This window comes from Streptomyces xanthii, from assembly GCF_014621695.1.
GTDB classification, from domain to species: domain Bacteria; phylum Actinomycetota; class Actinomycetes; order Streptomycetales; family Streptomycetaceae; genus Streptomyces; species Streptomyces xanthii.
The window spans coordinates 7615092-7634775 of record NZ_CP061281.1 but is presented as its reverse complement, the minus strand read 5'-3'; the positions used below and the strand labels follow the sequence as shown (position 1 = coordinate 7634775).

18 protein-coding genes are annotated in these 19684 nt (G+C 72.1%); 5 read left to right on the top strand and 13 right to left on the bottom strand.

Going from position 1 to position 19684, the window contains the following annotated elements:
- Positions 1–28 precede the first annotated feature (28 nt).
- The 6 genes from IAG42_RS34715 to IAG42_RS34690 form a co-directional block, all read right to left on the bottom strand.
- The gene (locus IAG42_RS34715; protein ID WP_188341764.1) at positions 29–871 is read right to left on the bottom strand and encodes a class I SAM-dependent methyltransferase; all 843 of its coding nucleotides are present in this window, start codon (positions 869–871) and stop codon (positions 29–31) included.
- A 110-nt stretch (positions 872–981) separates the two neighbouring features.
- A complete protein-coding gene (locus tag IAG42_RS34710) occupies positions 982–2241 on the bottom strand; it encodes an MFS transporter (RefSeq protein ID WP_188341763.1) in 1260 nt (419 codons plus the stop codon).
- Positions 2238–3311, bottom strand: a complete 1074-nt coding sequence (locus IAG42_RS34705) for a dipeptide epimerase (protein WP_188340914.1) — start codon at positions 3309–3311, stop codon at positions 2238–2240. The genes IAG42_RS34710 and IAG42_RS34705 overlap by 4 nt, the downstream gene beginning before the upstream one ends.
- Entirely contained in the window at positions 3308–4414 is a 1107-nt protein-coding gene (locus IAG42_RS34700; protein ID WP_188341762.1) for a PLP-dependent cysteine synthase family protein, read from the bottom strand. Before IAG42_RS34700 ends, IAG42_RS34705 begins: the two co-directional genes overlap by 4 nt.
- 2 nt (positions 4415–4416) lie before the next feature.
- Positions 4417–5247: a Rossmann-like domain-containing protein gene (locus IAG42_RS34695; RefSeq protein WP_394811296.1), complete on the bottom strand. Its 831-nt coding sequence runs from the start codon at positions 5245–5247 to the stop codon at positions 4417–4419.
- A 14-nt stretch (positions 5248–5261) separates the two neighbouring features.
- Complete coding sequence (locus IAG42_RS34690; RefSeq protein ID WP_188340912.1) at positions 5262–6521, bottom strand: ATP-grasp domain-containing protein; 1260 nt, start codon at positions 6519–6521, stop codon at positions 5262–5264.
- A gap of 165 nt (positions 6522–6686) precedes the next feature.
- Between IAG42_RS34690 and IAG42_RS34685 the strand changes: the two genes are divergently transcribed.
- Positions 6687–8225, top strand: coding sequence for an alpha/beta hydrolase (locus IAG42_RS34685; RefSeq protein ID WP_223206300.1), 1539 nt, complete (start codon positions 6687–6689; stop codon positions 8223–8225).
- Positions 8226–8279: 54 nt separating this feature from the next.
- Here IAG42_RS34685 and IAG42_RS34680 read toward each other — a convergent pair whose 3' ends face one another.
- Positions 8280–9767: a long-chain-fatty-acid--CoA ligase gene (locus IAG42_RS34680; protein ID WP_188340910.1), complete on the bottom strand. Its 1488-nt coding sequence runs from the start codon at positions 9765–9767 to the stop codon at positions 8280–8282.
- Positions 9768–9912: 145 nt separating this feature from the next.
- On the opposite strand from IAG42_RS34680, the gene IAG42_RS34675 reads away from it, so the two are divergent.
- The gene (locus IAG42_RS34675; protein WP_223206299.1) at positions 9913–11112 is read left to right on the top strand and encodes a PucR family transcriptional regulator; all 1200 of its coding nucleotides are present in this window, start codon (positions 9913–9915) and stop codon (positions 11110–11112) included.
- A gap of 168 nt (positions 11113–11280) precedes the next feature.
- The gene (locus IAG42_RS34670) at positions 11281–13068 is read left to right on the top strand and encodes an RICIN domain-containing protein (protein ID WP_317453352.1); all 1788 of its coding nucleotides are present in this window, start codon (positions 11281–11283) and stop codon (positions 13066–13068) included.
- 62 nt (positions 13069–13130) lie between these two features.
- Here IAG42_RS34670 and IAG42_RS34665 read toward each other — a convergent pair whose 3' ends face one another.
- On the bottom strand, positions 13131–14045 hold the full coding sequence (locus tag IAG42_RS34665) for an SRPBCC family protein (RefSeq protein WP_188340909.1): 915 nt from the start codon (positions 14043–14045) through the stop codon (positions 13131–13133).
- Positions 14046–14090: 45 nt separating this feature from the next.
- Here IAG42_RS34665 and IAG42_RS34660 point away from each other — a divergent pair, with 45 nt between their 5' ends.
- Together IAG42_RS34660 and IAG42_RS34655 are read left to right on the top strand one after the other, a co-directional pair.
- Positions 14091–14696 (top strand): TetR/AcrR family transcriptional regulator, encoded by a 606-nt coding sequence (locus IAG42_RS34660; RefSeq protein WP_188340908.1) that lies wholly within the window; start codon positions 14091–14093, stop codon positions 14694–14696.
- 135 nt (positions 14697–14831) lie between these two features.
- Positions 14832–15662, top strand: coding sequence for a transporter substrate-binding domain-containing protein (locus IAG42_RS34655; protein ID WP_188340907.1), 831 nt, complete (start codon positions 14832–14834; stop codon positions 15660–15662).
- A 49-nt stretch (positions 15663–15711) separates the two neighbouring features.
- On the opposite strand, the gene IAG42_RS34650 is transcribed toward IAG42_RS34655, so the two are convergent.
- The 5 genes from IAG42_RS34650 to IAG42_RS34630 all read right to left on the bottom strand — a co-directional run bounded on the left by IAG42_RS34650 (position 15712) and on the right by IAG42_RS34630 (position 19585).
- Entirely contained in the window at positions 15712–16290 is a 579-nt protein-coding gene (locus IAG42_RS34650) for a DUF5655 domain-containing protein (protein ID WP_188340906.1), read from the bottom strand.
- Positions 16291–16322: 32 nt separating this feature from the next.
- Positions 16323–16631 carry a hypothetical protein gene (locus tag IAG42_RS34645; protein WP_188340905.1) on the bottom strand — a complete coding sequence of 103 codons (309 nt, stop codon included), beginning with the start codon at positions 16629–16631 and terminating at the stop codon, positions 16323–16325.
- Between the two features lie 67 nt (positions 16632–16698).
- Positions 16699–17358, bottom strand: coding sequence for a HisA/HisF-related TIM barrel protein (locus IAG42_RS34640; protein ID WP_188340904.1), 660 nt, complete (start codon positions 17356–17358; stop codon positions 16699–16701).
- Positions 17359–17402: 44 nt separating this feature from the next.
- The gene (gene pdxA, locus IAG42_RS34635; protein WP_223206298.1) at positions 17403–18392 is read right to left on the bottom strand and encodes a 4-hydroxythreonine-4-phosphate dehydrogenase PdxA; all 990 of its coding nucleotides are present in this window, start codon (positions 18390–18392) and stop codon (positions 17403–17405) included.
- The gene (locus IAG42_RS34630; RefSeq protein WP_188340903.1) at positions 18389–19585 is read right to left on the bottom strand and encodes a four-carbon acid sugar kinase family protein; all 1197 of its coding nucleotides are present in this window, start codon (positions 19583–19585) and stop codon (positions 18389–18391) included. The genes pdxA and IAG42_RS34630 overlap by 4 nt, the downstream gene beginning before the upstream one ends.
- Between the last annotated feature and the right edge of the window lie 99 nt (positions 19586–19684).

Below are 19684 nucleotides of genomic sequence, written 5' to 3'. Positions count from 1 at the left end.
CGGGGCGCGGTCGGGCCCCGCCGGGAGTTCAGTCGGTGGGCAGGAGGCGGGCGACGAGGTGGAGCCGGTCGGCGTCCGTGGCCGTGCCCGGCGCCGCGCCTTCGTGCCAGGGAGGATCGGTGCGCGGGCCCGGGCCGTCGTACAGGGCCAGCACCTCGAAACCGTGGCCGGCGAGGACGTGGCGCAGTTCCTGCGGGAAGAGCAGCCGCCAGGCAGAACGCTGTTCGACCGGTGCGGACCCGTCGTGGGCGGTCCACACCCGGGTGCGGCGCAGGAGTTGCGCGGTGCGGTCCACGGACAGGGTCGTCGTGGAGCGGTAGGCGGTGCCCTGCCAGGTGAAGGCGTCGACGCGCGGGGCATCGAGGAGGTCGGTGCGGCCCAGGAAGAACGCGCCGTTGCGCATCTCCGCGACGAGCAGCCCGCCTGCGGCGAGACAGCGTCGGACGGAGCGCAGGAAGCCGTCGAGTTCGGCGTTGGTGTGGCAGTAGAGGAGGGCGCTGTCCAGGCAGACCACGGCGTCGAACTCCCGGTCTGCCAGGGCGAATTCGCGGAGGTCCGCGGCGAGGTAGTCGGGTCCGGGGTGGTGGGTGCGGGCGTACGTCAGCATGGCCTCGGAGAGGTCGGCGCCGGTGACGGTGCGGCCCGCACGGTGCAGATGGGCGGCGTCCCGGCCGGTGCCGCAGCCGAGGTCGAGGACGCGCTGCCCCGCCCCGTGGCTGCGCAGCGTGTCCTCCGCCCAGCGCCCGGCGAGCCGGTCGGGGTCGGGGAAGCGGGCCTCGTACAGCTCGGGGTTGTCGGTGAGGAGGTTCGCGGCGGTCCCGCAGGCCGTGGCGGGCTCGGCGGTGTCAGAGGTCGTGGCAGGCTCGCGCATTTCGGAGGCCGTGCCGGACTCACGTATGTCGGAGGCCGTGCCGGACTCACGTATGTCGGAGGCCGGCGCCGGCTCGCGTATCTCGGAGGTCGTGGTCATGCGTGGCTCGCTCATGCTGTCGCCGGTACGGGTGCGGGCGGTGCGGGCAGGACGTGGCGCCGGTGCAGCCAGGCCACGCCGCCCGCCGAGGCGAGGCCGATGGTCAGGCAGCACGCCCACGGCAGCCAGGGCGGACCGGCGTGCGCGCCGGCGTCCATGGCCCAGCCGATCGCCGTGTTTCCGACGGCGGCGGCGATGCCCGACACCACGTAGAACAGGCCGAAGTAGGTGCCGGTGAGCTCGGGTCGTCCGAAGTCGGGGATCAGTTCCATCACGAACGGCTGGGCGATCATCACGCCCAGGTAGAGCAGCAGGGCTCCGGCCAGGACGGGCACGGCGCGCAGTGCCGCGTCCGTGAGTCCGCCGGCCGCGCCGTCGTACAGGGTCACCGCCATGGGGGGTACGAAGGACAGCCCCATCAGGGCGAGCCCGGCACTGATCCAGCGCGCCCTGCTGCCGCGCCGGTTCAACGCGCGTGTGACGCGCAGCTGAAGCGCGAGGTTCGTGAGGGTGCCGACGAGGAAGACGATCCCCGCCGCGCCGTCCCAGCCGGTCGCGCGCCGGGCACCGTCCGGGAGCAGCAGATAGAGCTGGTTCTCCATGGTGAACAGGCCGACCATGGCCAGGGCGAAGGCCATGAACCCCCGGTTCGCGACGGCTTCGCGCCAGTCCGCGACGACGGTGTTGCCGCTGGGCGCGACCTTGCGGGCCGGGAGCACGAGCGCCTGGGCGAGGGTGAGGACGGCGAAGATCCCGGCGGCGGTGAGCGCGGAGGTGCGGAAGTCGACCAGGAGCAGGGCGCTGCCGAGAAGCGGTCCGATCAGGGCTCCGGTGGTGGCGAAGACGTTGAAGAGGGCGAACGCCTCGGCCTTGCGCTCCCCCGCTTCCAGGGCGAGGTAGGCGCGGACGGCCGGGTTGAACAGGGCGCCGGCTAGCCCGCTGAGCACGGAGGCGGCCAGAAGCACCGGAAGGCCGTCGCCGAGCGCGAACAGGCCGAAGCCGATGGTGCGCAGGGCGCATCCGGCGATGATGACGCCGCGCGCGCCGAGCCGGTCCGAGGCCGAGCCTCCGATGAGGAAGAGGCCCTGCTGGCTGAGGTTGCGTACGCCGAGGACGATGCCGACGACCGCCGCCGAGAGCCCGAGGTCGTCGCTCAGGTGCAGGGCGAGGTAGGGGACGAGGAGGTAGAAGCCGGTGTTGACGCCGAGCTGGTTGACCAGGAGCAGCCGGATGGCGAGCGGGAAGCCGCGCAGGGCGCGCCAGGTGTTCAGCACGGTTCGGCCCGCCGCGGCTCGTCGCGCCGGCGTGGGCGCACGCCGAGTCCTGGTTCTCGACCTGCTCGTACGGTCCCGTCGGCGCCGCCGATGCCGGTCCACGGGTCGTCGGCGAGCAGCAGGTGCCCGTCGAGGTCGACCCAGCGGGCGCGGTCGACGAGGTGGGCGGCGGGGGCGATGCCGAGGGTGCTCGCGGTCAGGCAGCCGAGCATCAGGGCGGTGTCGGACTCCGCGATCAGCTCGGCGATGCGCAGGGCCGCGGTCACTCCCCCGCACTTGGCGAGCTTGACGTTGATGCCGTGGACACGCCCGGCGAGGCGTCGGGCGTCCTCGAAGCCGACGGCGTCCTCGTCGGCGATGACCGGGAGTGGGGACTTTTCGGCGAGCCGGGCGAGGTCGTCCGGTGTGCCGGGCGGCAGCGGCTGCTCGACGGCTTCGACTCCCAGCTCGGCGTACTGTCCCAGGAGCGGGAGTGCTGTGGTGAAGCTCCACGCGCCGTTGGGGTCGAGAAGAAGGCGGGCCTGGGGTGCGGCGGCTCGCACGGCCCTTACGCGCGTCAGGTCGTCGGCCGGATCCGAAGCGCCGGCCTTGATCTTGAGCAGGGAGAATCCGGATCGGGACAGCGCGGCTGCCTGGGCTGCGGCGTGCTGGGGCGAGGTGATGCCGATGGTGCGGGCGGTCGGGGCGGAGGGTGGTTCCGGTGGGGCTCCGGGGCCGAGGAGTTGGTGGACGGGACGATCCGCTCGCCGGCCGACCAGGTCGAGCAGCGCGGACTCCACGGCCGCCGTCACGCTCGGTGGCACGCCCGGCCGCCCGGCGTCCCTCAGGACTTCCAGGGCGCTCTCGGGGTCGGCGAAGCCGCCCAGCCATTCCGATTCCACGTCCAGGAGCCGTTCCAGGACCGCGGCGTCGAGGCCGTAGTAGACGCTGCTGACGGCCTCGCCGTAACCGTGCTGGCCGTCGTGTTCGACGGTGAGCCACACGGCGTCGCGGGCGGTCATGGTGGAGCGGGATATGCGCAGGGGTTCGGTCAGCTGGAGACGTGTGGTGCGCAGGCTGGTCTTCACTGGTGCTCTTCCGTGGGGGTGGGAAGGGGGTGCGGGGTGTGAAGGGGGTCGGTGACGGTCCGGCACCGGGTCCAGCCGGTGGCCTCCACGGCCCGGGGGTGCGGGATCTCCACGGGGCGGGAGGCGACGGTGGCCCGGTCGATGCCGTGGGCGGCGGCGAAGTCGTCGTCGTACACGCTGTTCAGGTAGCGGTGCGGCCCGTCGGGGAAGACGGTGGCGACCACGGCTCCCGGGTGGACGCGGGCGGCCCACGCGGCGACGAGGGCGGCGGCGCCGGTGCTCCAGCCGCCGCTGACGAAGGCTCCGGCGGCGAGGCGGCGGCACGCGTCGGCGGACTCGGCGGGGCCCACCCAGTGGACCTCGTCGAAGGCGTCGTAGGCGACGTTGCGCGGGTGGATGCTGCTGCCCAGGCCGCGCATCAGGCGGGGCCGCGCGGGCTGCCCGAAGATCGTCGAGCCGGTGGCGTCGACGCCGATGAGCCGCAGGTGCGGCCAGTGCCGCCGCAGCGGGCCGATGATGCCCGCGCTGTGCCCGCCGGTGCCGACACTGCACACCAGGACGTCCAGATGATCGAGCTGGGCGGCCAGTTCGGCGGCGAGCGTCGCGTATCCGGCGGTGTTGTCGGGGTTGTTGTACTGGTCGGGCCAGTACGCGTCCGGAAGTTCCGCCAGCAGTTCGCGCAGCCGGGCCAGGCGTGCGGCCTGCCAGCCGCCGTGCACGGCCGGGCGGTCGACGAGTTCGAGGCGGGCACCGTGGGAGCGCAGCAACTGCCGCATGGACGGCTCCAGTTCGCTGTCACCGACCAGGACGACGGGGTGACCGAGGGCCTGACCGGCGAAGGCCAGGCCGATGCCGAGTGTGCCCGAGGTCGATTCCACGACCGGGGCGCCGGGGCGCAGTTCGCCGCGCTCCCGGGCGCCGAGCAGCATGGAGACGGCGGCCCTCGCCTTCATGCCGCCGGCGCCGAGTCCTTCGAGCTTGGCCCAGAAGCCGGGCTGCGGGCAGGGCAGGTCGACGGTGACGCGGGCGATCGGGGTGCCGCCGAGCAGGCGGAGCAATTCCCGGTTGGCGCGCGGGCAGTGCCGGGTGGCGGTGGTGGTCAGGGTCACCGCGCGGCTCCGTAGCGGTGAAGGGTCCCCGGGCCGCCGTCGAGCCAGAAGAAGGGGTACGGCTCGGCGCAGACCGCGCTGACTCCGGCGCCGATGAGCCGGGGCAGCACCGCGCTGCCGGTCTGCGCGAACATCACCAGAGGCTTGTCGTGGCGCAGGGCGTGCTCCCGCAGCGGCTCGAAGGTGCCGTTGCCGAGGGTCATTCCCGAGGCGAGCACGAGGTCGCAGGCGTCCAGCTCGGCGAGGGCGTCCGTGCGGACGGGCTCGCCCCACTCGGTCGTGCCGCCCTTGAGGTCGCAGGGCACGTACCTCAGTCCGCGCGCCCGTAGTGCCTCGAGCAGGGAGTTGACGACGCCGACGACGAGCACGGTGGCCCCGGGCTCCGTGTCGATCAGGTCCACGACCGCCCGGGCCCGTACCCGCGACTTCTCGATCGACGTACCGGCCGGCAGGGGGAAGGGCCGCGCTCCTTGCTCCGGCGCGTGCGGGCGTGCGCGCATCAGATACGCGTCCAGCGCCGCCACCCGCACCGCAAGCCGCTCGTGGCCGAGGAGCCCGGCGATGTCCGCGCCGACGCACTCCTCGACGGCGCCGTCCGGCAGTTCCCCGGGCTCGACCGCGCAGGAGCCGACGGCCTCGCCGAAACGCAGGCTGAGGACCTCGTTGCGGTAGCCGCCGCTGCGTCCTTCGTGCCGTACCGCCTGCCGCGTGGTGAACGCCACCGAGATCCGCTCACCGCGCGGGTCCGGGCCGAACTCCCCGTCCAGGACGGCGCGGACGAGGTCGTCGTACGAGGAGGCGGCGGCCCGTACGGCCGGCTCGCCCATGTCCGTGAGGGTGGTCATCGGGCGGCCTCCACACGGGGACGGAGTGCGGTGAGCAGGGTCTCGACGCGGTCGCGGGCGCCCGGCCCGTCCGCGTCACCGGCCATGACGTGGCCGAGGTACTCGTTGTTGCTGCCCGCGACCTTCACGGCCTTGCCGGGCTCGGCGAGTTGGAGCTCCAACAGTCCGTCCGCCGACCGCACTCGGTCGGACCCGTCGATGGCCGTGAGCGTTCCGGCGCGGTCGGGTACGAGGAAGCCGATGGCGGCGCTGCTCAGGCCGGTGGGCCGGCGGCTCAGATCCGGTTGCCGTCCCAGGGCCACGTCCACCGCCGCGGCGGCGAGGTCGATGCCGGTGACGTGGCGGACGAGCTCGGTGATGCGGTTGCCCGCGGGCCGGGGGTTGACCTCGATCACGCGCGGCCCGTCGGCGGTCAGCTTGATCTCGGTGTGGGCCACGACCTCGTCGAGGCCGAGTGCCTTGACGGCCCGTACGGCCGTGTCCACGGCGGCTTCGACGTCCGCCGCCGGGAGCGCGGCGGGGAACATGTGGCCGGTCTCGATGAAGGCGGGAGCCCCGCCCACGCTCTTGTCGGTGACGCCGACGACCCGCGCGCTCCCGGCGTACGACACGGTCTCGACGCTGACCTCGGGCCCTTGGAGGAACTCCTCGAGCAGGACGACGGGGTTCCGGCGCTGCCCGCGGGCATTGACGGGGAAGCCGTCGAGCGCCCGGTAGGCGGCAGTGAGCGCGGTCTCGTCGTCGACGCGGCGCACGAACATGCCGGCGCACAGGTCCACGGGCTTGAGCACCAGTGGGTAGCCGATCCCCCGGGCCGCTTCGGCGGCCTCGGCCAGGCTCGCGCACCGGGCGAAGCGTGGTCCGGGCACTCCCGATGCGGCGAGCGCGCGACGCGTGGCGTCCTTGCGGCAGGCCGTCTCGACGGCCTCGGCGGTGGGCCCGGGCAGGCCGAGACGGTCGGCGATCCGTGCGGCCGTCGGCAGGTAGTAGTCGCACGAGGTGATCACGCCGTCGAACCGCAGCGCCTCGTGGGTCCGCTCGACGAAGGGCAGAAGCGCGTCGGTCTCGTTGGTCTCGGCAGTAAGCAGGTGGCGCGCCCCGAGCAGCGGGTGGGCGGTGCCCTCGGGTGCGGAGCGCAGGTAGTGGTGCAGGTCGCGGGTGAGGAAGGTGAACTCGTGCCCTGCCTCTCGCACGGCCCGTGGCAGCAGTCTGCTCATGGACCCGACCCAGCTCTCGACCATCAGAAGATGTGCCACAACAGCCCCCTTTTTTCGGCGTGGTTGAACAGCTCGGCCACGCCGGTGGTGGCGTTCGGCCCGCGCACCGGCTTGACCGAGAGGGACCTTATCGACAATCGTTTTCATTGTCATCTCGCTGGTGCGACTCCGCGCCGGCACCCCGCCTCCTGGAACGTGACTCCCGTGACTCCTGCCGCTCGATCCCGCCGCGTCCTGTGCGCGCTCACCGCCACAGCCGCCACCCTCGCCACCTTCTCCACGCCCACCCGGGCAGCTCCCGCGCCACGCACCGAATCCGCCGAGACGCACACCGGAGCTCACCCCTCGGCCTCGCTCCGCTTCGGCGCCTGCCCGGAGTCGGTGCCCACGCCGCCGGCGCCCGACCGCGTCGAATGCGGCACGCTCGACGTGCCGCTCGACCGGGACGAGCCGGGCGGCGGCAAACGCATAGGCATAGCCGTCTCGCGGGTGCCCGCCTCCGGTACGCCCGGGGAACGGCGCGGCATCCTGCTGGTCAACCCCGGCGGGCCGGGCGGCTCGGGACTCCCCTACGCGGTCACCAAGCGGGCCAAGCTTCCCGAGAGCGTGCGGCGCGCGTACGACGTCATCGGCTTCGACCCGCGCGGCACCGGGCACAGCGCCCCCGCCGACTGCGGCGCGACGGGCGGGCTCTTCGACAGTCCGGGCGCCGACCCCGTGCCCGTCGGCAAGGCCGCGGAGAAGACGTATCTCGCCTCCCTCGACCGCATGGCCGACGACTGCGCCGCCGGCGTCGCGGACGCCCTGCCGCACCTTTCGACCGCGGCGACCGTCCGCGACATGGACGCCGTCCGCGCCGCGCTCGGGGAGTCGCGGACCAGCTTCCTGGGGGTCTCCTACGGCAGCTACCTCGGCGCCGCGTACGCCGCCCGGTTCCCGCACCGCGTCGACCGCATGGTGCTCGACAGCGTCGTCGGCCCGTGGGACTGGCACGATTTCGACGTGCGGCAGAGTCGTGAACTCCTGCGTCAGCGCGAGGTGTTCTTCGCCTGGGCCGCCCGGCACGAGAACCGCTTCGGCCTCGGAGGCGACGCGGCCGCGGTCCGTTCCGCCTACGAGCGGACCCGCCGCGGGCTCGCCGCCCGGCCCCAGGACGGCTTCGGGCCGGCCGAGTTCGACCGAGCCGTGTATCGCGCCCTGGGACGCACCGAGCGCTGGGCCCCGCTGGCGGACGGCGTCCGCGCCTACCTGCGGGACGGCGGCGTAGCCGGGCTGCGCCCCGCGGAACCCTTCGGCAACCCCGGCTCACGTACCTTCGAAGCCGCCAACCGCTCGGTGAAGTGCGCGGACGGCCCCGGCCCCACACCGTCCCGCGTCATCGCGGACCTGCACCGCATCCGTCGCGAGGACCCGCAGCCGGTCCTGACCGGCTGGGAGGCCGCCGCCTGCGCCTACTGGCACCACAGGCCCCACCGGCGCACGCCGCTCGGCAGCCCGGCAGCGCCGCCCGTCCTCCTGGTCGCCTCCGAGCACGACCCCGTCACACCGATCGAAGGAGCACGTCAACTACGGCACCGGCTGCCGGGCTCCCGCCTGATCACCCTCCGCGAGGACTACTCGCACGGCGTGTTCGCGAGCCGCGGCAACCCGTGCGTGGACCGGGCCACCGCCGCGTACCTGATCGGCGGGACGGTGCCGCGGACGGACGTGCACTGCACCGGCCCGGGACTGCCGACTCCCTGACGTCGGCTCCCTGACATTGGTCCCCGGGCGGTTTCCTGCTCGTCGGACGTGTGATCAGCCCAGCGGTACGGCGATCTCCCGCTTGAGGATCTTGCCGCTGGGCCCCAGCGGAAGCTGGTCCACGATCCGGACCTGGCGCGGGTACTTGTAGGCAGCCACGCGCTCCTTGACGTACTCCCTCAACTCGTCCGGCTCGGCGTGCGCGTCGGGGCGCAGCACGACCACCGCGGTGACCTCCTCACCGAGTTCGGCGTGCGGCACGCCGAGCACCGCCGCCATGGCCACGGCGGGGTGCTCGTGGAGGACTTCCTCGATCTCGCGCGGGTAGACGTTGTAGCCGCCGCGGATGATCATGTCCTTCTTGCGGTCGACGATGTACAGATATCCGTCCTCGTCCGCGCGGGCGAGGTCGCCGCTGCGGAGCCAGCCGTCGGGGATCGCGGCCTCGGTCTCCTGCGGGCGGTTCCAGTAGCCCTTCATCACGTTGGGCCCCCGGACCGCGAGCTCGCCGATCTCTCCCGTGGGCACGTCGTCGCCCGCGGCGTCCACGAGCCGCACTTCCACGTCCCGGATGGGGGTGCCGATGGAGCCGGCCTTGCGCGGCCGGTCGGGGTGGTTGAACGTCACCACTGGGCTGGTCTCGGACATGCCGAAGCCTTCGAGCACCTGACAGCCGAAGCGCTTCTCGAAGCGCTGGAGGATCTCCACGGGCAGGGACGCTCCGCCGGAGATGCACATGCGCAGGGTCGAGACGTCGGCGCCGGACGGGCTCTGCAGGAGCGCGGCGTACATGGTCGGCACGCCCTCGAACACCGTGGCCCGCTCGCGGGCGATGGCGTCCAGGACGGCCTGGGGGTCGAAGCGGGGGATCAGGACGAGGGAGGCGCCGCTGCGGACAGCCGCGCTCATCGTGCAGACCTGCCCGAAGATGTGGAACAGCGGCAGGCAACCGACCACCACGTCCTCCGGTACGAGGTGCTGGATGTGCATGCCGTTGACCTCGGTGTTGTGCCGCAGTCCGGCGTGCGTGAGGACGGCACCCTTGGGGCGCCCGGTCGTCCCGGAGGTGTACAGCAGGACGGCCATGTCCTCGCCCTCGGCCTCCGCCACGTCCCACAGCGGCTCGTGCGGGGCCAGCGCCGCGGTGAACGATGCGGGTTCCACGGTCGTGTGCCGCACGCCGGCAGCGGCCGCGCCCTGCGCGCCCTCGCCCGGCGCCTGGTGCCATTCGAAGAGCCGCACGGCACCCGAATCGGCGAGGTGGAACTCCACCTCGCGGGTCTTGAGCAGGGGGTTCATCGGGACCACGACCGCGCCCGCGCGCAGGGCTCCGTAGTAGAGGACGACGAACTCGGGAACGTTGGGCAGCATGAGGGCGACCCGGTCCCCCGGCCGGACGCCTTCGGCCCTGAGGAGGGCGGCGGCACGGGCACTGCGCTCGTTCAGTTCCCGGTACGTGATGACCTGCTCGCCCAGGCGCAGCGCGGAGCGCTGGGGATGCCGCTGAGCCGTCTCCTCGAGGAACGCTGCCAGATTGGCCATGACCCGCCTCCGTCACATGGAACGCAAGATGTTTACATCGCCGACATCTTGCAGTCGGATCCGGGTCACCCCCTATGGCCCCGCGGACAGCATCCGCCCCTCTCCCTTGTCTCCCAGAACAATCCTGGGGCATTAAGCTGCAGAGATGTTGCTTTCAGGTGTGGCCGCCGCTCTCCGGTCGCGGCTCCCGGAACTGGGCGAGCGCATGGCCCTGCGGATCCGCTCGGACGTGGCGTCCTACAACGACGACTCCCTGATCACCCGGCAGTCGCTGTCCCGCTCGTGCGCCGCGAACGCGGATCTCGTCCTCAACCACCTGTGGCAGGGCGGCACCCTCGACGTGAGTTCGGCCCGGCAGACCGGTCGGGCCCGCGCCGAACAGGGCGTGCCGCTGGCGGACACCCTGCACGCGTACCGGATCGGCACCGAGCTGCTGTGGACGGAGCTTCTCGCGGAGGCGCGCAGTCACCCGGAGGTCACCGACGACCACCTGGTCTCCGAGTCCGCGCGCTTCTGGTCCCTGTTCGGTCTGCTCGCGGAGGCGGTGGCGTCGGCGTACCGGGAGGCGTCCACCGAACTGACCTCCCGCATGCAGGCGAGGCGCTCCGCGGTGGTGTCGTCCCTGTTCGCGGGCGTCACCACCGACCGCACGCTCTGGGAGGCGGCGCGAGAGCTGGGGCTGCCGGAGCACGGACCGTACGCGGTGGTCGTCGCGGAGGCTGTCACTTCGACGGGTGAGGGACTCGCCGACACGGAAGCGGCATTGCTCCGGGCGAAACTGCCGTCGGTCTGGGAGTCGTTGCCCGACCAGTACCTCGGTCTGATCGCCCTGCCGGCCGAGTCGTCCGAGAAGACGTGCCTGCGCGTCCTGCGCCGGTCGGGCGCGCGCGTGGGTTTCAGTCCGCTCTTCGCGTCGCTCGCGGAGGTACCGCAGGCGCTGCGCTTCGCCCGCCTGGCTCTGTCGGCTCAGGGCGCGAGCGCCGGGGTGGTGCGGTACGACGACGATCCGCTGGCGATGGTGGTCGCCGCCGCGCCCACGGAGGCCGCGCACCTGATGCGGGCGGTTCTGGGACCGGTGCTCGGGCTGCCCGCGGCGGAGTCCTCGCGCCTGCTGCGGACGCTGGAGCACTGGTTCGCCGCCGGCGGTTCGGCCGGGGACGCCGCGCAGAGCCTCTTCGTCCACCCCAACACGGTCCGCTACCGCCTGCGCCGCATCGAGGAGTTGACGGGCCGTTCCCTCTCCGACCCCCGGACCGCGGCCGACGTCAGCGTGGCACTCCTCGCTGTGCGCAGCTCCGCGGCGAAGGCCGAGCGGCGTTCTCCTGCGCAGGCCGACGCCGGCTGAACCAGCCGGTGGATTTCACCGCGCGGCGACCGTGCGGGATCCGCAAAGTCCAACCAGTGACCCGCGTTCGTCCATGGGCACCGCTCGCCGACCGGCAGATCCTTCGGACGTCGACCCACGACCCCGCGAGACCGGTCGGCCGATGTCCACCGGACCGAAGGAGAACGCGTGCCACTCCCCAGCAGAAGACGACTGCGGACACTCGTCGCGGCCGCCGTGGCCGTGAGCGGCCTCGCCGCGCTCGTCCCGACCGCGACCGCCGACAGCGCCACGTACACGGTGACGGTCGGCGCCAAGGGGCGCTGGTCGCACCCCGACGACACTCCGGCCGGTACGTACATCGACAAGGACGGCACCTTCTACTTCCAGTCCTCGCACGCCCTCTACGGTGCGACCGACCCCCGCAAGTGGAACTTCTACTCCGGTGCCGACCTCGACACGGCGTCCCTGAACAAGTCGCTCAGCAAGTCGGCCGATCCGTCCGATCCCACCGACCGCAACGACGACACGACCGCGCGCTGCAACAACAGCCCCACCGGGCGCGAGTCCAGCTTCGCCCCGGCAGGATCCTCCTACGCGCAGAAGAACTACTGCGACCTCGCCGGAGTGTGGGTCGACCCGGACACGGGCGACTGGTACGGGCTGGTGCACAACGAGTTCACCCCGCAGCCCTTCGGGGACAGCTCGCACTTCGACGGCATCGACTACGCCGTGTCGAAGGACCAGGGCCGCACCTGGACCATCAAGGACCACGTGATCACCTCGCCGTACAGCACGGTCCGCGGTGACACCTCCGCGTTCCCGCAGCAGACGTACCACTACGGCGACGGAGACCCACGCCTGTTCACGGACACGGCGTCCGGCTACTTCTACGTCTTCTACGGCTCGCGGATCGTCGACAAGAACGGCGGCTGGCGGGTCTTCCACGGGCATGTCGCCCGCGCTCCCATCTCCGCGAAGATGGCGCCCGGTTCCTGGCAGAAGTGGTACGACGGCTCCTGGTCCCAGCCGGGCGACGGTGGCCTGGAGAGCAACATGGTCCCGGTGGACGCGGCACACCCCACCGGGTACACCCCGGCCGCGCAGGAGTACGACCCGGCGACGCCCGGCACGGCGAACCAGCAGGTCGCGGCCGGATCCATGCCACCCACCTCGCCGCTGTTCGTCATGGACATCACCTACAACGCCCATCTGGGCCTGTACATCGGCGAGCCCCAGGGCGTCGACCAGTCCGGCAACGCTCCGCAGCAGATCTACGCCACCGACGACCTGTCGACGCAGAAGTGGCGGCTGCTCGGCGACACCGGCGGCTACACGACCGCCTCCTGGTACCGCTGGTTCCTGGACAGCGCGAACAAGACCAGCACCCGCATCGTCGGCCGTGACTTCCGTGCCTACTGCTCCTACGGCTGCTCGAACGACTCGTACTCCGAGTACGTGAACCTGCGCATCGACACCGACCGGCCCGCCGTCCCCGTGGACGAGGGCGCCGGCTATCGCATCGCCGGCGCGAACGGTCGCGTGCTGGCCCAGGTGTCCGGTGGTTCCGCCGCGACCTCCGTGCCGGCCGGCAGCGGCGGGGACCGTGCGTCGTGGACGTTCACCGCGAACGGCGACGGCTCGTACCGCATCACGAACGACGCCTCCGGCAACCTGCTGGGGGTGGACTCGCGGTCCACTGCGGGCCGAGCCTGGGGCGCCGCCCCCTCGGTGACAGCGGCCAAGCAAGGCGTGCCTTCGGTCGGCCAGCAGTGGTTCGTGCTGCGGAACACCACGGCCGACGGTACGTCCACGGGAACGTATCGACTGGTCAACCGGTACAGCGGCCTGGTCCTGGGCCTGTCCGCCGACACCGCCCGCGCGGCCGAGACCACGCCGCCGCGCTACTGGGACGCCTCCGGCGGCACCGGCGGCACCCGGACCCCGGGCGAGCAGACGCTGACCCTCAGCCGCTAGGCCGAGCTCGCGACGGTGCCCCTCCCCGCCGGGGAGGGGCACCGTTGTCGGTGTGCCGGACTCTATGACCGCTCGGGCGCCGGAGACTGCGCCTGTGCGCGTTCCCCCGCGCTGGGCGCTGCGAGGGCCAATGCGCGATGGGCCCGCCGGAGCATGGTGCGGGCCATGACGGGGTGCACGAGCTTCACCACACCCCAATAGGCGCGTGCGCGCGGGCTGTCGGTCTTCACGGCCGTGCTGAGGGTGACGTGGCGGTCATCGACGAGGATCGAGGCGCGGGCCGTCAGGCCTGCCGTGTTCACGTCCATGAGGAGTTCGCCGTCGTCTCGGGCGAGGACGGGGAAGGCGTCGCGCAGGACGCCGGTCCAGGCCGCCGGGTCGCGCGGCAGCCCCGGAAGGAGGTCCACCCGGTACGCGTCCACGTAGTCGGGGCGGTCGACGGAGGAGCGGATCAGCCGGGCCTCCGCCGGTGTCCCGACGGCTCGGGGGCGGGCCCAGGTGAGTCGGTGAAGCAGCCGTACCCAGGGCGACCAGCGCACGGGGCGGGCGACGCCGCCGGCCGCGGCCCGCTCGATGTTGTCGAAGATCTCCTCGATCATCGTGTCGTGCAGGTGCCTGATGACCAGGCCCCATTGGAGGATGCCGGCGCCGCGTACTTCGCACTCCAGGACATGGCGCACGCGGCAGCGTTCGGCGCCGAGCGGTGCGACGGTCAGCTCGTGGTATCCGTCGAGACCGCCGCCCGGCGGGGTGTCGAACCGGACGCGGGACCCGGGTTCGTACGCCGTGACGTGGTAGCGGATCCGGCCGTGCCCGCCGTCCGCGCCCACCGCGAGCGGGCGGTCGAGGCGCATCCGCGGCCAGGCGGGTGTCGGGAAGATCGGGTCGTCCGCGGCGGAGAGGCGGTCGAGGAGAGCCCCGACGGCTGCCGCGGGGGCGTCGATCACACGCTCGTGGACGTTGCGTACCGCGGTCATCGTCTACCTCCATACGCTTGCGTATGGTCGACCATACGGTAGCGTATGGAGATGACGCAACGGCAGCGACGGCAGGACGGCAAAGCGCGGTTGACCGCACAGGACTGGGCGGACGCGGCACTCTCCGCGATCGGCGAGGGCGGCATCGCCGCCGTCGCCGTGGAGCCCCTCGCGGCCCGGCTCGGCACCACCAAAGGCAGCTTCTACTGGCACTTCGCCAACCGCGCCGCACTGATCGAGGCCGCACTCGACCGCTGGGAACAGCTCAACACCGAGGGCACCATCAGCGAGGTCGAGGCGGAACCGGACCCCCGGCAGCGGATCCGTCTGCTCTTCTCCGAAGCCATCACCTCGGCCACGACCAACCCGCTCGAGGTCGCGCTGCTTGCCACCGCGACACAACCCCAGGTCGCGGCCGCCCTGCGCCGGGTGACCGAGCGCAGAGTGGACTACCTCGCCCGACTCTTCGGCGACCTCGGCTTTCCCGAACCGGAAGCCCGCCGCCGCGGACTGCTGGCGTACACCGCCTACCTCGGCCACGCCCAACTCGCCCACGCAGCGCCCTCGGTGCTGCCCCCGCTGGAGGGCGGCGAGTTCACCGCCTATCTCGACGACGCTCTCGAGGTACTGATGGCCCGTCAGGAGGCATGACTCCGGCGGGCGAGCCGATACCGACGTCGCGGGGAGTGTTGCCGAAGCACACGGTCTGCGAAGGTGATCAAGCCCGTCATGCCGTAGACGCCCGGGCAAGGCAGTCGCCTGGGCACCCGCGAAGGAGCCGCCCTGATGAAGCGCGCCGCCTGCCTGTCCGCCCTGGCCTGCGTCCTCTCCCTCACCGCCGCCGCGCCCGCGTCACCCGGGACCACCGCCCGCGGCGGCGGCCACCCGCACGGCACTCTCCTGGATTCCGTCCCCCGGACCGGCGTCCTCAAGGTGTGCACCACCGGCGACTATCGGCCCTTCACCCACCTCGACCCCGCTGAAGGCACCTACAGCGGCGTCGACATCAAGATGGCCGAGAACCTCGCGAAGAGCCTCGACGCCAAGACCCGCTACGTGGCCACCACTTGGGCGAACGTCACCAAGGACGTGGCCGCGGGTCGCTGCGACATCGCGGTCGGCGGCGTCTCCATCACCCTGCCCCGCGCCCGCCAGGTGTACTTCAGCGAACCGACCCGGCAGGACGGCAAGACACCCGTCGTGCGCTGCGCCGACAAGGAGAAGTTCGGTGCCGGCACACTGAAGGACATCGACAAGGCCGGTACGACCGTCATCGTGAACCCCGGTGGCACGAACGAGCAGTTCACCCGGGCGAACATCCATCAGGCCACCATCAAGCTGCATCCCGAGAACACAACGATCTTCCAGGAGATCATCGAGGGCCGCGCCGACGTGATGATGACCGACGCGAGCGAGACGCTCTACCAGTCCAAGATCCACCCCGAGCTGTGCTCCCTCCACCCTGAGCAGCCCTTCACCTTCTCCGAGAAGTCGTACGCGCTGCCGCGCGGCGACGACCCGTTCAGGGAGTACGTGGACCAGTTCGTGCATCTCGCCACGCACGACGGCACGTACGCGGCCTACGAGGAGGAGTGGATGGGCCGGAGCGGGGCCTGACACCTGCCGGCGTGAGCCGGCACCGGGAACACCGGACGGGGAGTCGCGCTCAGAGGTTCGCGTCGTAGGCGCGGCGCAGGATCGCCGCGAACTCCTCGTCCACCTCGCCGGCCTCCTGGAGGGCGACCCGCAACGCCATCTCGTCGCCGAATCCCTTCGCCACCGCAAGACGCCCGCCTGGCTCCTCCCCCGGCAGCCTCAGCCCGACGTCGACCCGGCCACGCGTGGTCGGGCGCACGCGGGCGAAGGTGCGCTGCGGCCCGACGAGCGCCACGAACGTCTTGCGCGCCTGCACGGTCACGACCGGCAGTTCCGCGGCGCGCAGCAGCACCGCGTCGAGGACGGGCCGCAACGCGGGGCGGTCCGCGTACTGCCCGTCGATCAGCTCGTCCGCGCCCTTGAGGAGGAAGTCCGGGTAGCCGAACGTCTCGTGCACCAGCAGCATCTGCGCGTACCCGCGCACGCCCTGCCGCTCGAGCCACTCCCGCAGCTCCGCCTCGCTCCCGGCCGCCCGCGCGCGGATCCGGTCCGTCCACACCGGCAGCGACTCACCCGTCGCTCGCTCCAGCAGCCCGATCTGCCATGCGCGCATCTCCTGCCAGGATTTGACCTGCGGCTTCTCGACCATGGACCCCAGCGTAGGGCTGCGCGGGGCGGTGATCAGTTCGTGGATCCCGGGTCTCCCCAGCGGTTCCAGAGCGTGACGTGCCAGACGTCGGCGTCGGGTCCCGGGCGTGTCACGGGCGGCAGCGGCCCCGGGCCGGTCTCGATCAGGTGGAGCAGCGACCAGGCGACGCCGTAGCAGTCGTCGGGGCCGAAGCAGGCGGCCAGTGCGTGCGCCTCGTCGGCGGTGACCGGTGCGGAGATGGCGTCGATCTGCCGGCCGCGGCGGTCGACGAGCTCGTCGTCGTCCGTGTCCCAGCCGGGGAGGGGGCCGTCGGCGACGAAGGCCTGAACTTCGGGTCTCATCCTTGAATGATCGGCTGCCGTGGGTGATGCGAGCAAGGACGGTCCGCGCGTCGAACCGCGGTCCGGGCTACAGACCCACCACGGGTGCCAGTTGGGAGCGGAGGGTGCCGGCGTGGGGCTGGAGCGAACCGTCGAAGGCGGCGGAGCCGATGGTGAAGGCGTCGGCTCCGGCCTCCGCGAGTGCCTGGATCTGGTCGGCGCCGGTGATGGATCCCGCGACGACCAGGCGGCCGGTGATGGCGGCGCGGGCGGCGCGGACCAGGTCGAGCGGGTCGGCGTCGGTGGCGCGGTACGCGAGGAGGTCGACGCCCGCGCAGCCCGCTGCTTCGGCTCGTCGGCAGTCGGCGGCGATGCGGTCCGGAGTGCCGGCGAGGCGGGTGGGGTGCCCGAGGGGTTCGCCGGCGAAGGGCAGGTAGCCGATGGACGTGCCGTGCAGGAGAGCGAGGGTCTCCTCGATCCAGGTGCCGCCCATCAGCCAGTCGACGCCGAGGTCGGCGGCCGTGCGTACGGAGGCGAGCGCCTGGTCCCTGTGGGTGCTGACGACTTCGAGGTAGGTGGTGGCTCCCATGTCCTTGATGCGGGTGTGGAGTCGGGCGAGGGTGCCGGGGTCGGCGCCGACGTCCTTGAAGCCGATGTGGGTGATGCCGAGGTCCTCGATCGTGTCGAGGACGTCGAGGCAGTCGGTGACGGTGCGGTCGTCGCGGGTGAGCATGAAGATGAAGTCCATGGGGTCCTTCGGTCCTCTGTTCCGGGCTGCTGCGGGTCGGCGGGTCAGGTGTGGGCCGGTGCCTCCGCGGACAGGCGGTCGGCGTGGGTCAGGGCGGCGAGCAGGCTGGTGTGGTCGGCCGTGCCGAGGCCGACGATGTCGAAGGCGGTGCCGTGATCCACGCTGGTGCGGACGAAGGGCAGGCCGATGGTGATGTTGACGCCGTGCTCGATCCCGAGGTACTTGACGGGGATGAGGCCCTGGTCGTGGTACTGGGCGACCACGGCGTCGAAGGCTCCGGCGCGGGCGCGCATGAAGACGGTGTCTGCGGGCCAGGGGCCGCTGGCCTGGATGCCTTCGCTCTGCGCGGTCTCGATGGCCGGCGTGATGATGTCCAGGTCCTCGCGGCCGAAGAGGCCGTCCTCCCCCGCGTGCGGGTTGAGCCCGGCGACGGCGATGCGCGGGGTGGGCAGTCCGCCGCCCCGGAGGGTGCGGTGGGTGAGGCGGATGATGTCGAGCACGCGGCCTGTGGTGATCGAGTCGATCGCGGTGCGCAGCGACTGGTGCACGGTGACGAGGACGATCCGCAGTTCGTCGGTGGCCATCATCATCGCGTAGTCCGTGGTGCCGGACAGGTCGGCGAGGATCTCGGTGTGCCCGGGGTAGGGGACGCCGGCCAGGCGCAGGGCTTCCTTGTTGATCGGCGCGGTGACCAGAGCGCGTATCCGGTGGGCCAGGGCGAGTTGGATTCCGCGGCGGACGTACCGGTAGGACGCCGCTCCGGCGCGGGCGTCGAGGGTGCCCCAGGGGAGGTCTGCCGGGAGACCGTCCTCGGCGAGGACGTTCACGATGCCGGGGGTGAACGTCGCCTGGTCGACGGACGCGATGGGGCGGAGTGCGAGGCCGGTGCCGGCGATTTTGTCGGCGCGGGCGAGGACGTCCGTGTCGCCGATGACGACGACGGGCACGGTGGTGCGGGGATCCGCACAGGCTTTGAGGGTGATCTCGGGGCCGATTCCGCAGGGGTCGCCCATGGTGATGGCGATCGGGGTCATGCGTGTTCTCCTGGTGCGAGGCGGTGTCGGACGAGGTGGGACAGCCGCAGGAGCAGGGCGTCGTCACCGAAGCCGCCCGCTTTGATCAGCACGGGCAGGGGCAGCCGGCCGGTCAGGGAGCCGCGGACGACGCCGGGTTCGGGTTCGTCGACGAGGTCGATGCCGGTGGCGCCGAGGGGGTGGAGGACGGTGGTGGCCGTTTCTCCCCCGGTGACGACGAGTGCGTCGACGGTGTGGTCTTCGGCGAGGGCCTGGACGACCGCCGCCTGAGCGCGGGCGAGCAGGTGGGCGGTCTGCGGCGAGTGGCGTTCATCGGGTGTCTGCAGGGTGAGGACGGGTGCTGTCAGGCTTCGTAGCGCTTGAACAGCCGGGCCCGGATCGGTACCTACGGTGACTCCCTGGACGTCGTCCCTGGTGCGGAGGGCGGCGAGCTGTCTGCGGGTGGCCGGGTTGGTGCTGCCGACCACGATGAGTGGACGCCGGGCCGGGTCGGGAAGTGGCGCAGGGCCGCTGCCGGTGGTGCGTGCACATCTTCGGGCCAGGGCCGCGGCCAGGCCCGGGGAGCCGACCCACAGCACGTCGTCGAGTCGCGGCACCGCTGCCACCACACGGTCGAGGTCGCAGTCCTCGGCGGCGGAGCAGACGATCAGGCCACCGTTCCCGATCAGTTCGGGCAGCTCGTCCGCCCGCTCGGGCTGCGCGAGAGCGGCCTCCGGGAACAGGGTGGCGAGGTCCGAGCACCGCACGGGATGGACGGGGTCGCGGGCGTAGTCGCTCTCGTGCACCGGCACGCCCCGTACGTACTGGACGCCCTTCACCGTCACTCTGCCTTCCGCGGGGAAGGCCGGTGCGAGCACGACGGCCCGCCTCCCCGATCCCGCCCAGGCAGCCCGGACCTCTGCCGCGACGTGGCCGCGCAGGGTGGAGTCCACCGTCTTGAAGAGCAGCTCGGAGCCGGCGAACAGGCGGGCCGCCCGCTCCGTACGCGACACGGCGGCCGCCTCGTCCAGCACCCGGCTCCCCAGGTCGACCGCGCTCACCCCCACGGCGTGCCGCGGCACGCTCGCCGGGGCGGACAGCAGGATCCGTGCGTCGTGCCCTGCCTGGCGGAACGGCGCGGCGCCGTCCCCGGCGCTGGTGAGGTCATCCGCCAGGATGGCGATGCCCTGCCGCGCGGCGTTGCGGAATGTCATGCCCCGCCCTCTCCCTCGGCAACTCTTCTCTGTGAACGGATCAATAGTCGTGCAGGCCGAAAGCGCAGGACAAACGATTCGTTCTCACAGGACCTGTGA